At 45.3% G+C, this 13,185-nt stretch carries 9 protein-coding genes; 3 read left to right on the top strand and 6 right to left on the bottom strand.

Translation table 11 applies throughout. The features are described from left to right. Positions 1-65: 65 nt before the first annotated feature. Both putP and feoB read left to right on the top strand, forming a co-directional pair. The gene (gene putP, locus DW251_RS05530) at positions 66-1,601 is read left to right on the top strand and encodes a sodium/proline symporter PutP (protein WP_021868744.1); all 1,536 of its coding nucleotides are present in this window, start codon (positions 66-68) and stop codon (positions 1,599-1,601) included. A gap of 160 nt (positions 1,602-1,761) precedes the next feature. Continuing rightward, on the top strand, positions 1,762-4,119 hold the full coding sequence (feoB, locus tag DW251_RS05535) for a ferrous iron transport protein B (RefSeq protein WP_118300449.1): 2,358 nt from the start codon (positions 1,762-1,764) through the stop codon (positions 4,117-4,119). Between the two features lie 154 nt (positions 4,120-4,273). Here feoB and DW251_RS05540 read toward each other — a convergent pair whose 3' ends face one another. From DW251_RS05540 to DW251_RS05550, 3 genes are all read right to left on the bottom strand, one after another. Beyond that, positions 4,274-4,909 (bottom strand): methionine ABC transporter permease, encoded by a 636-nt coding sequence (locus DW251_RS05540; RefSeq protein WP_021868746.1) that lies wholly within the window; start codon positions 4,907-4,909, stop codon positions 4,274-4,276. After that, positions 4,902-5,876: a methionine ABC transporter ATP-binding protein gene (locus DW251_RS05545; protein ID WP_118300450.1), complete on the bottom strand. Its 975-nt coding sequence runs from the start codon at positions 5,874-5,876 to the stop codon at positions 4,902-4,904. The genes DW251_RS05540 and DW251_RS05545 overlap by 8 nt, the downstream gene beginning before the upstream one ends. Positions 5,877-6,068: 192 nt before the next feature. Then, positions 6,069-7,010 carry a MetQ/NlpA family ABC transporter substrate-binding protein gene (locus tag DW251_RS05550; protein WP_118300451.1) on the bottom strand — a complete coding sequence of 314 codons (942 nt, stop codon included), beginning with the start codon at positions 7,008-7,010 and terminating at the stop codon, positions 6,069-6,071. Between the two features lie 224 nt (positions 7,011-7,234). On the opposite strand from DW251_RS05550, the gene DW251_RS05555 reads away from it, so the two are divergent. Next, positions 7,235-9,490, top strand: a complete 2,256-nt coding sequence (locus DW251_RS05555) for a DMSO/selenate family reductase complex A subunit (protein ID WP_118300452.1) — start codon at positions 7,235-7,237, stop codon at positions 9,488-9,490. 93 nt (positions 9,491-9,583) lie between these two features. On the opposite strand, the gene DW251_RS05560 is transcribed toward DW251_RS05555, so the two are convergent. From DW251_RS05560 to DW251_RS05570, 3 genes are read right to left on the bottom strand one after another with little or no spacing between them, the layout of a single operon-like run. Next, entirely contained in the window at positions 9,584-10,069 is a 486-nt protein-coding gene (locus tag DW251_RS05560) for a PTS glucose transporter subunit IIA (protein WP_021868750.1), read from the bottom strand. Between the two features lie 13 nt (positions 10,070-10,082). Next, positions 10,083-11,417, bottom strand: a complete 1,335-nt coding sequence (locus DW251_RS05565; protein WP_118300453.1) for a 6-phospho-alpha-glucosidase — start codon at positions 11,415-11,417, stop codon at positions 10,083-10,085. Positions 11,418-11,436: 19 nt separating this feature from the next. Next, positions 11,437-13,035 (bottom strand): PTS transporter subunit EIIC, encoded by a 1,599-nt coding sequence (locus tag DW251_RS05570; RefSeq protein WP_118300454.1) that lies wholly within the window; start codon positions 13,033-13,035, stop codon positions 11,437-11,439. Between the last annotated feature and the right edge of the window lie 150 nt (positions 13,036-13,185).

Here is a 13,185-nt window from a genome sequence, read left to right on the forward strand (position 1 = left end):
TTCTCCCGAAATCATTCTGCGCATGAAAGACTAGGGAGATCATTATTTCGAGGAGGAATAAGATTATGATTTCAGGACAGGCTGGTATCCTGGCAGCCATTGTGATCTATCTGCTTGCAATGGTGTATGTAGGATTTTATTTCAGCAAGAAAGGCAGCGGTGATTCCGCAGATGATTTCTATTTAGGCGGCAGAAAGCTTGGTCCCTTTGTAACAGCTATGAGTGCGGAAGCCTCTGATATGAGCAGCTGGCTGTTGATGGGTCTGCCAGGCGTTGCTTATCTCACCGGTATTGCAGACGCAGGCTGGACCGCCATCGGCCTTGGCATTGGTACTTATTTAAACTGGCTGATCGTAGCACAGCGTCTGCGCCGTTACTCGATCGTATGCAATGCCATCACCATTCCGGACTTCTTCTCCCGTCGTTTTAAAGATGACAAAAATATCCTGATGTGCATTTCCGCCATCATCATCCTTGTTTTCTTTATTCCTTATACTGCTTCCGGATTTAAAGCCATCGGAACCTTATTCTCCAGCCTTTTCGGTACCGATTATCACATTGCAATGATCGTTGGTGCAGTTGTTATCGTAGGTTATACCGTTATGGGCGGCTTCATGGCAGTTTCCACTACAGACCTGATCCAGAGCGTGGTTATGTCCATTTCCCTGGTCGTCATCGTATTTTATGGCATCCATATGGCCGGTGGCTGGAGCGAAGTTGTAAACAACGCTACTTCTCTAGCCGGTTACCTCTCCATAACCCAGCTTCATGACAGGGCAACTGCTTCTGCTGCACCTTACGGCCTGCTTTCTATTGTATCTACCGTAGCATGGGGCCTTGGCTACTTCGGTATGCCTCATATCCTCCTTCGTTTCATGGCTATCGAAGAGGAGAAAAAACTGGTACTTTCCCGCCGGATCGCAACTGTATGGGTACTGATCTCCATGTGCGTTGCCATTCTTATCGGTATCATCGGATATGGCGCTTCTGTAGCAGGTTCTATCCCAATGTTTACCACCAGCTCCCAGTCTGAGACTGTTATCATCCAGTTTGCACATCTTCTTGGACAGAATGGTTTCTTACTGTCACTGGTCGCAGGCGTTGTACTTGCAGGTATCCTGGCATGTACCATGTCAACTGCTGATTCCCAGCTTTTAACTGCTGCTTCCGGTGTATCCCAGAACCTGCTCCAGGACTTTTTAAAGATCAAAATGAGCACTGCCGCTTCCATGAATGCAGCCCGTCTTACGGTTATGGGAATTGCCATTGTAGCCGTTTTCCTGGCATGGAACCCGGACAGCTCTGTATTCACCATCGTATCCTTTGCATGGGCCGGTTTTGGAGCATCCTTCGGACCGCTGGTGCTGTTCGCCCTCTTCTGGCGCCGTACCAATATGCAGGGCGCACTGGCCGGTATGCTTACAGGCGGCGTTATGGTCTTTGTATGGAAGTATCTGGTACGCCCATTAGGCGGAAACTTCAATATTTATGAACTGCTTCCTGCATTTGTCCTTTCCTGCCTTGCTATTGTCATTGTTTCCCTTCTTACAAAGGAGCCTTCAAAAGAAATTTATGATGAATTTGATTCTGTTGGAAAATAAATCTTAAGCTATAAATCAAAGCTTCTTTATATAATAAATCTTCTCTTGACAAATCTTCTTATGTGTCATACCTTAGATTGGTATTAATGATAATTTTTATCAACAAAATTACCCCTGGTATATCCTTTTCTATAATATACCAGGGACAAAGGAGCCTAGTATGACACTTCGCGATCTACCCATTGGAAAAACTGCAACGATTTTGTCTGTTGGCGGAGAAGGAGCTTTGCGCCAGCACTTTTTAGACATGGGCCTTATCCCCAAAGGAGAGGTGACCATGGTGAAATATGCCCCTATGGGCGACCCTATGGAGCTGCGCATCCACAGCTATGAGCTGACCTTGCGCCTTGCAGATGCAGAAAAAATAGAAATTACAGATGTAAGGGACGGCGTTCTTCCCCGCCCCCAGAATCCGGACTTAAGCACCATTGAACAGTCCAAGCCTCATCCAGGCCTTGGTGAAGGCGGAAAATACCATATTAAAGCAACGGAAAATCCACTGCCGGATACAGAGCTGCTTACCTTTGCCCTTGCAGGAAACCAGAATTGCGGCAAGACCACACTGTTTAACCAGCTTACCGGTTCCAACCAGCATGTAGGTAACTTCCCTGGCGTTACCGTAGACCGGAAAGACGGTATGATCCGCGGAAAGAGCAATACCCTTGTAACAGACCTTCCTGGTATCTACTCCATGTCCCCTTATTCCAGTGAAGAGCTGGTAACCCGAAACTTTCTTTTAGATGAGCATCCAAAGGGCATCATCAACATTGTAGATGCCACCAACATTGAGCGAAACCTGTATCTGACCATGCAGTTAATGGAACTGGATATCCCTATGGTCCTTGCATTAAATATGATGGATGAAGTGCGGGATAACGGCGGTTCTATTATGGTCAACCAGATGGAGGAAATGCTTGGTATCCCGGTCATTCCTATTTCTGCTGCCAAAAATGAGGGCATCGACGAGCTGGTAGAACATGCCATCCACGTTGCCAAATATCAGGAACCTCCAAGAACCATGGACCTTTGTGATGTAAATGATGACGGCGGTGCTGTCCATCGTTGTCTTCACGCCATTATGCACCTGATTGAGGACCATGCAAAAGCCGCCGGTATCCCACTGCGTTTTGCTGCCTCCAAGCTGGCGGAGGGAGATTCCCTTATTATAAACAGCTTGAACCTGGATGAGAACGAGAAACAGACCTTAGAGCATATCATTACCCAGATGGAAGCAGAGCGCGGCCTGGACCGTGCAGCAGCCATTGCACATATGCGCTTTGATTTTATTGCAAAAACCTGTGATGCTTCCGTTATCAAGCCAAGAGAAAGCAAGGAACATCTGCGCAGCGTGAAAATGGATAAGATACTTACCGGAAAATATACCGCTATACCCTGTTTTGCAGGTATTATGGGACTGGTATTCTACCTTACCTTCGGCGTGATCGGAAGTTTCTTATCTGACCTCCTTGACAGCTGCATTTCCGCTCTTTCCACGCTGGTAGACCATTTCCTGATCCTTTGGAATGTAAACCCGGTGATCCATTCCCTTGTTATGGACGGTATTTTCAACGGTGTGGGAAGTGTATTAAGCTTCCTGCCGATCATTGTTACACTGTTCTTCTTCCTGTCTTTGCTGGAAGACAGCGGATATATGGCAAGAGTAGCCTTTGTTATGGATAAGCTGCTGCGAAAGATCGGTCTTTCCGGCCGCAGCATCGTGCCTATGCTTATCGGCTTTGGCTGTACCGTTCCGGGCGTTATGGCAAGCCGTACTCTTCCATCGGAACGTGACCGTAAAATGACCATTTTGCTGACCCCGTTTATGAGCTGTTCCGCAAAGCTGCCTATCTACGCCTTTTTTACCGCAGCATTCTTCCCGGAGCATGGCACCCTTGTGATGATAGCCCTGTATTTTGGCGGTATTATCATGGGTATTTTAATGGCACTTATTTTACGTGGAACTTTATTTAACGGAGAAGCTGTTCCTTTTGTTATGGAGCTGCCAAATTACCGTATGCCAGGTGCCAAAAACGTTGGTCTGCTGTTATGGGATAAGGCAAAGGATTTCCTTCAGAGAGCCTTTACCGTTATCTTCATGGCAACCCTTGCTATCTGGTTCTTACAGACCTTCAGCCTGCGTTTAAACATTGTTACAGACTCTAAGGACAGTATCCTTGCTATGATCTCCGGCCTGATCGCCCCATTAATGCATCCAATGGGACTGGGAGACTGGCGGATCGCCACTGCCCTTATTACAGGATTTTTAGCAAAGGAAAGCGTTGTTTCCACGCTGTCTATCCTCTTTGGAAAAACCAGCACACTGGTATCCAGTATGACTTCTCTGTCCGCTGCCAGCCTGTTAGTTTTCTGTCTGCTGTATACACCATGTGTGGCTGCCATTGCTTCTATTAAGAGAGAGCTGGGTGGAAAATGGGCACTGACCGTTGTGATCTTACAGTGTGTGGTTGCATGGATCGCAGCTTATATTGTTTATCTGATCGGAGGATTTTTCTTTTAAATATATTTTGGTCCGGCTTACCGGATCATCTCATTCACTGCACAAAAAAGCAGCCGCTCTGCCGGTTCCATTTATAGGGCCTGCAGCAGAGTGGCTGCTTTTTATATGCATATATATGTTTTTCCTGGACTGTTAACGAAGGTTCAGCCTGCGTTTATGATAATTTCTTATATAATAAGTTTCCTACACTCTGGATCACCTGCACAAAGATGATCAGCACAATACTGGTACTTATCAGATACGGCATTTTATAGGCCTGGTATCCATAACGGATGGCCACATCGCCCAGACCGCCGGCACCAATGGCACCGCCCATTGCGCTGTAACCGATCAGGCTGATCATAGTCAGTGTGATACCGGAAAGGATAGCCGGAAGAGCTTCTTTTAAGTATACGCGGAAGATGATCTGCAGGTCTCCTGCGCCGAAAGAACGGGCTGCTTCGATGAGACCATGGTCTACACTGCGAAGAGCAGACTCAATCACTCTGGCTACAAAAGGAATGGCAGAAATGGTTAAAGGCACTAAAGCTGCCTTTGTACCAATGGCCTTTCCTGCGATCATACGGGTAAACGGGATAACAATAACCATTAAAATGATAAATGGGAAGCTGCGGAATACATTTACAAGGATATCCAGGATACCGTAAATGATCTTGTTAGGCCGCAGGCCGTCCGGTGCTGTCACTGTAAGCACGATGGCCGGGATAAAACCTAAGATCACGGAAAAAATGGTAGAACCGATGACCATATATACAGTCTGCCCGAAGGCTTTCATAATTACATCATACATTTTCAAGCACCTCCCATAAAATACCTCTGTCTGTAAGCCATGCAGTTACACGCTCTCTGTCTGCTTCTGTTACATTGATCACCAGGCTTCCCATAATGGTTCCGCGGAAGTTCTCCAGCTTGCCCTGGCAGATACCAAAATTGATTCCCAGTTCATGCGCCAGGTGAGTAATAGCACTGTCGCTGGCAGTTTCATCGTTAAAGAACAGACGGACATTGACGCCGTCTTTTGGAAGGAACTCTACGCTGTCACCTACGAACTCCTGAACGTCCTTATTTGGCGCTACGAACAGTTCTTCCGGCTTTCCGGTAGCGATCATTTTACCATGCTTTAAGAACGCAACTTTGTTGCAGATCTCTTTTACAACTTCCATCTGGTGGGTTACCACAACAATGGTGATCCCCAGCTCTTTGTTGATCTTTAAAAGCAGTGCCAGAATACCTTTTGTGATCTGCGGATCCAATGCAGAGGTTGCCTCATCACAAAGGAGGATCTTTGGATTTAATACAAGGGCTCTTGCAATCGCCACTCTCTGTTTCTGACCGCCGGAAAGCTGTTTGGGATAGCTGTTTACCTTATCCTTTAAGCCGACCAGATCTAACAGTTCCATAATACGGTCATGATTTTCCTTGCTGTTCTTATTCTGTCCCCAGAATTGAAGAGGAAGGGCAATGTTATCATACACATTCAGACGGCCTAACAGATTGAAGTTCTGAAAGATCATTCCCATGTCCTTGCGCACCAACTGAAGTTCTTTCTGGCTGAGACCTGCGATCTCCTTTCCTTCTACTGTAATAGAGCCGCCGTTGTACTTTTCCAGTCCGTTGATGCAGCGCAGCAATGTGGATTTACCGGCGCCGCTCTGTCCGATGATCCCAAAGATATCTCCCTGGTCGATATTAATGGAAATATCCTCCAGCACCTGAAGGCTACCAAATTGTTTGCTTACGTGTTCAATATTGATCATAAATTTCTCCTTCTAAACAGATATTGAAACAGATATAAAACGGGCAAACGGCTGCTGCAAAATTTCCTGTTTTTCAGGTTTTTACAGCAGCCTCTGCCATCTCATAATCTCATATCAGGTAACATTCAGAAGTGGGGGATTTCCGGATGTTTCTGTCTGTTGCTATTGTATACAGGGAACGGTAACTGTATCCTAGAATGCCGGGATAACGGAACCGCTGTACTTCTCTTCGATGTAGTTCTTTACATCATCATTCTGTAATGCTGCGATCAGAGCCTTAGTCTTAGTGCTTTCTTCATTTCCCTCTTTAACAACCAGATAGTTAATGTACTTGTAGCTTTCGTCACTGTCTGCAAGCTCTGCTGCTAAAGCATCCTTCTCAGGATTTAAGTTTGCTTCCAGTGCGTAGTTTCCATTGATAACTGCTGCGTCTACATCGTCCAGGGATCTTGGCAGGTTTGCTGCATCCAGCTCAGTGATCTCGAAATTATGTGGATTTTCTGCAATGCTGGTCAGGTTGTAAAGATCCTCTGTTTCAGCCAGAGTGATCAGTCCATTGTCTGCTAACAGCTTAATAGCTCTGGATTCATTGGATCCATCGTTTGGTACTGCAATAGTTGCTCCGTCAGGAAGCTCTTCCAGGCTCTTGTAATTCTTGGAATAGATACCCATTGGCTCTAAGTGGATGCCTGCAACTTCTACTAAATGAAGTCCTCTTTCCTTGTTCTGCTCTTCCAGATAACGGATAGTCTGGAAATAGTTTGCATCGATCTCGCCATCTTCCAGGCTGGTATTTGGCTGAACATAATCATTAAATTCAACTACTTCTACATCCCAGCCAGCTGCTTCCAGCTTTGGAACTACTACATCATTTACGATCTCAGCATGTGGAACCGGTGTAACACCGATAGAAATCTTGTTGTCATCGCCTTCCGGAGCAGGAATTTCGCCTTCAGCTGCTGCCTCTGCCTTGGTCTCTTCTGCGCTGCTTTCAGCTGCTTCAGAAGAAGCTGCTTCGGTGGTTGCTGCCTCAGTTGCTGCTGCGGTAGTCTCTGCTGCCTTGCTGCCGCATCCTGCAAGAACGGTAATTGCTGCTGTTGCTGCTACTGCTAATGATAACCATCTTTTCTTCATAATATTTGTCTCCTCTCTTATCAGGCCCCGGTGGTCTGATCTCCCTTGTTTGTGTTTGTTGCTTGTTGTCTGTGTTTCTTTTGATAGTCTGAATTCTAACACATCCCCCTTGGTCTGTCTATTTCATAAAATCTTTATCTGGCTATAGGTAAAACCTATAACAGGCAATTTCTGATTATGCTATACTCTAATAAATATACCTATAAAAGAAAGGCATACCCCCCATGAGCGAAACAAAGATCATTCCCACAACCGGGCGGAATAACTGCGGCGGCCGCTGCATCATCTACGCCCACGTCTGTGACGGAGTTATTGAAAAACTTTCCACTGAAACAAAAGGAACACCGGAGCATCCTGTTCCCTTATGCGCCTGCGCCAAAGGCTTAAACTACCATAAAACATTTTTAGGCGAAGACCGGCTTCGCTGGCCTATGAAACGGGTCGGTGAACGTGGAGAAGGGAAATTTGCCCGGATCAGCTGGGAGGAAGCCCTGGATATCCTTACATCTGAATACATCCGCATCCGGGATACTTACGGTCCCGGTTCCCGCTATGTCAATGACGGCTGCGGCATCAGCGCTGTTATGCGTGGCGACCGTATGATGCAGCGCCTGCTGGCATTAGACGGCGGTTATCTTGGCTGCTATAACTCCTACAGCTCTGCCTGCATCCGCAATGCAACGGATATTACCTATGGAACCAGCGAGACCGGCACCCATCCTTCCGACTGGTTAAACAGCCATCTGATCATCCTGTGGGGTCATAATCCTGCAGAGACAAAATTTGACAGCAGCACCATGTTTTACTTAAAAAAGGCAAAAGCCGCCGGTATTCCCATTATTGTCATTGATCCCCGAAAAAATGATACTGCTGTTGCCTTAAATGCCCAGTGGATCCCCATCCGTCCTGCTACAGACAGCGCTTTGGCGGATGCCATGGCCTACGTTATTATAAAAGAAGGGCTTCAGGATCAGGAATTCTTAGATAAATGCTGTCTTGGCTTTGACGCAGCCCATATGCCGGAAGGCGCAGATCCATCCCTTAACTGCCTTTCCTATTTAATGGGCGAAACAGACAGTATTCCAAAGACACCTGAATGGGGTGAAAAGATCACCGGTATCCCAGCTGACACCATCCGTGAGCTGGCGATCCGCTATGCCACCACAAAACCGGCTGCCATTATCCAGGGATATGGCGCCCAGAGAAATGCATATGGGGAGCAAAGTGCCCGTGGCGCTATCCTTCTTGCCTGTCTTACAGGAAATGTAGGCATCAGCGGTGGTTCTGCAGCCGGTGCCGGTGACTGTTCCACCCATGAACTGCCGGGATTTCCGGTCCTTGATAATCCTTATAACAGAGCACTGCCAGTTTTCCTCTGGACTGATGCAGTGGATCATGGTAAAGGCATGAACGAATATGACGGCATCCGTACCTGCGATCAGGGAATCTTTGATGATCCAAAGGATATTACACTGAATTCCAATATAAAAATGATCTTCAACCTGGCAAGCAACACCCTTGTAAACCAGCATGGGGACATCAACCGCACTGCCAAACTTTTAAAAGACACTTCCAAGTGCGAATTCATCGTCTGCTCCGACTTATTTATGACCGCCAGCGCCAAATTTGCAGACCTGCTCCTTCCAGGAGTTTCCATGTTTGAGGAGGAAAATATTACAAAGCCGTGGAAATTTACGGAATTTCTGGGATTTAACAATAAGGTCATTGAACCTCTTTATGAATGTAAAACAGAATATGAATGGATCCGGGAACTGGCAAAGCGGATCGACTTAGAAGAAGAATTTACAGAAGGCCGTGATTACAGCCAGTGGATGCGCTATATTTACGATGACCTGCGCACCAGAGAACCGGAACTGCCGGAATATGATGAATTCCGTGAAAAGGGTATTTATAAATTTGAAGAAGGTCATTATCCTATTTCCTTTGAAAAAGAGGTAAAAGACCCGGAGCATCATCCATTCCCGACTCCAAGTGGGAAGATCGAGCTGTTTTCTACTAAATTGTGGAAAACTCCTATGAAAGACTTTATGCCGCCAATCCCCCGGTACGTAGCCCCGCCGGAAGGTCCGGAGGACCCGCTGACAAAGCGCTTTCCGTTGCAGTTATCCGGCTGGCACAGCAAATGCCGCACCCATACGGTCCATGACAATAACCTGGGGCTTCGCAGACTGGACCCACAAAAACTCTGGATCCACCCGGAAGATGCCGCCGCCCGTAGCATCCATGACGGTGATATGGTTCTTGTATACAATGACCGGGGGCAAGTAAAGATCCCTGCTAAGATCACCGACCGGGTAGCCAAAGGTGTCGCCACTCTTTCCCAGGGCACCTGGTATACGCCAGACGAAAACGGCGTAGATACACGAGGCTCCATCAACGTACTCACCTCCCAGAGACCGACTCCATTTGCAAGAGGGAACGGACAGCATACGAACCTGGTGGAAGTGAAAAAATTATAACAATATACGAAAAACAGGAGTTATCCGCAAAATATCAGTTCGGACAACTCCTGCTTTTAACTGAGTGCTCAATAAATATTATCTGTTTTATAATTACTGTTCAAGACGTAAGATTTCTTCACCTTTCACAGCAAACTCTTTTTCCAACAGCGTAAACATTGCTCCGCTTGAAAATACAACCGGTGATACCAGAGATTTTCCTGCGCCTGTCACCTGGTCCAGATCAACCTTTACCAGCACCTGTCCCTGTTTTACCTGATCCCCCTGTTTTACTTTTACATCAAATCCAGAACCATTTAATTCTACTGTATCCAAACCAATATGGATCAAACATTCTAAACCGTCTTCACGTTTTAAACCATAGGCATGTCCTGTAGGAAATGCAGCCGTCACTTCGCCGTCAAATGGAGCAATTACTTCACCATCTGTAAGTTCCACAGCAAAACCATCTCCTAGGATTTTAGAAGCAAATGTCTCATCTTCTACCTGATCGACCGGAATAATTTTTCCTGTAGCCGGAGATACAAATTCTGCTTTTTTAATCTCTGGTGCTTTTTTCAGCCAGCCAAATAATCCCATACGCACCTCCTGATCACTTTAATTCAGGCCAGTAATCCTTGTTTGCTTCAATCAGATCATCCAGGATCTGTTTTGCTACAGAAGCACTTGGAACTGTCTTTGATAAAGTAAGCGCCTGCCACAGTTTTAAATAGCTGTGTTCTACATATGCCTGTACAACCAGTTTTTCAACTGCAAGCTGTTCCTGCATCATACCTCTTTCAAAGGTTGGGATTTCTCCCTGGCACATTGGCTCCGGACCATTAAAACCTACAACACAAGGAACCTCTACCATAGCGTCATCATCAAAATTGCTGATGGCACCCTTATTTTCCACAATACACAGCATGATCTCATGTGTATTATAAGCCAGCGCTCTTGCCAGTGATACGATAAAAGCCGCATGATTATCAACAGTAAACTCACCGCCTGTAGCAGTTCCTTTGCGGATGATCTCTCTTGCTGCGCCAAATACTTCTTTCTCCCTGCCTTCAATAACCTCATCTGCACGGGTGTGGTTTGGATCTGTATGTTCTACTACATAATCCGGATACATATAGTACTTTAAGTATGTATTTGGTAAAAACTGTGGATCCAGGGCCAGAAGATCTTTCGCTTTTCTGTGTGTCGCCTGCCAGCTTGCATCCATATGCTGTGTTTCGATTGCTTTCTGGGTAAGATAACCGTTTTCAGCAACATATTTTATTAATTTAGGCATATAATCTTCGCCCGTTGTTTTATCCTTTACACTGGTCCACCAGCCAAAGTGATTTAAACCAAAATAGCGAACATCCAGATCATCGTACTCTTTTCCTACAATGTATGCCATTCTTCTTCTGGTACCTACCGGCATATCACAGATATTGATCACCTTTGCCTTTGGTCTTAATACACGGCAGGCCTCCGCAACGATGGATGCAGGATTAGAGTAATTGAGCATCCAGCAATCCGGAGAATATTTTTCCATATAATCAATAATCTCCAGCATACCGGTAATGCTTCTCATTCCATAAGCAATACCGCCCGGGCCACAGGTTTCCTGTCCAACAACGCCATATTTCATTGGGATCCGCTCATCCAACCTGCGCATTGCATATTTTCCTACACGGATATGTGCCATACAGAAATCCTTTCCTGTAAACGCTGTTTCTGGGTCGGTCGTATATGCGAAATGAATCTGTGGAGCCTCTTCTTTCATTAATATTTCAAGTGCTTCACCTATAACAGCCTGACGCTCTGCATCATTATCATAAAGTGTTACTGAATTCAGCGGAAAGTCTTCCTGATGTTCCAGCATCATTTTTACAATTCCTGGTGTGTAAGTACTGCCGCCTCCGGCAATCACTACATTAAACTTTTTTCCGTCCATTTTTATGATCTCCCTTCTATTACTGATCCAAGCCCAGTTCCTTGTCTACTGCCTTTCTTACCTGATTGATCTGAAGACCGTAAACTACCTGAACTGTCTCATTTTTCTTAAATACGCCTGCTGCTCCTGTTTTCTGCTTTAAAACCTCATCCTTAACAATTGAACTGTCTTTTACGATCAGACGTAAACGTGTAAAACAGTTATCTACTTTTTCAATGTTATCCGGACCACCTAATGCCTCTACGATCAGCTTTGCATTGATCTCCCCTTTTTCAGATGCTGCCGTTTTTTCTGTAGATGCTTTTGCAGTCTTTTCTTTATACTCAGCCTTTGTATGAAGTTTCATTTCCATTCCATTATCTTCACGCCCAAGTGTTTTTAAGTTCAGCTTGGTGATCAGGAAACGGAATAAGAAATAATAAATAACAAATTCCGCAACTCCTATTAAAAGATAAATTGGCCAATGTGTCTTTCCAATTCCTAACGGGATATTATACAGGAGGAAATCAATAAATCCATTTGGTCCGATGGCACGGCAGTTTAATATATTAAATACTACCATTCCAAGTCCGCTTAATACTGCATGGGCTACAAATAAGATCGGCGCTACAAACAGGAAAGAGAATTCAATTGGTTCTGTTACACCGGCAATAAAGGATGTAAATGCAGCCGGGATCAGGATTGCTTTGATCTTCTGACGGTTTTCGGGTCTTGCTGTGTGATACATTGCAAGGCATGCGCCAACCAGACCAAACATTTTTGAAAGTCCTCTTGCATCCCATACTACAGAAGAGGATAAGATCGGGATAGACGGATCTGCCATTTCCGCATAGTAAATATTTCGGCAGCCTTCGTATACCTGACCTGCAATCTGCTCTGTACCACCCAGTTTTGTGTAAAGAAACGGGGTGTAAACCAGATGATGAAGTCCTGTAGGGATCAGAAGCCGTTCTAGTGCTCCGTAAATAAAAATACCAAAGTTTCCGGTTCTGTTAATGAAATATCCCAGACTGTCGATCACCATCTGCACAGGAGGCCATACATAAGTAAGAACAACTGCAAGAATGATGATAACCGGGATCAGTACAATAAATACAAATCTTGCACCTCCATAGATCTGGAATGCATTGTTAAATTCCGTATCAATGAAACGGTTATGCACATATGCACTTACACATCCAAGAATAATTCCCAGGAATACACCCATATCCAGGATCTGAATTCCCAGAACTACTGCCTGGCCGCTTCCTCTCAATGCGTCTGCATCCACTAACATTCCTCTTAATCCCATGAATTTATTCATGGCATTGATAAATACCAGGAATGCAAGAAGTGCTGTAAATCCGGCTTCCGCTTTTTTCTTCTTTGCAAGTCCGATTGCAATACCAGTACAGAAAATCAGTCCTAGGTTATTCAGTATCGCTACCAGTGCGCCTGAAAGGATTGTTCCAAATCCCTTTGTTACCGGATTGTCAAGAAACGGTAAGATTTCCATCAGTCTCGCATTTGTCAAAACATTTCCCACGGCGATCAGAAGGCCTGCAATAGGAAGGATCAGCACAGGCATGAACATAGCCTTTGAAAAGGCCTGCATAGCACTCATTACTTTTTCTTTCATTTTACCTCTCTCCATTTTCCAACATAATATTCACTGTCTGTAAAAGATTATGTTTTTTATTCCACGTGGTGATATTTGGAATTATACAGCTTACTGAGAAAAAGTACAGATTTTCAGACCAAAAGAAAACGTGTTACCCAATTACGTAAC

It is taken from the genome of Clostridium sp. AM22-11AC (assembly GCF_003473545.1).
Taxonomy (GTDB): Bacteria; Bacillota; Clostridia; order Lachnospirales; family Lachnospiraceae; genus Enterocloster.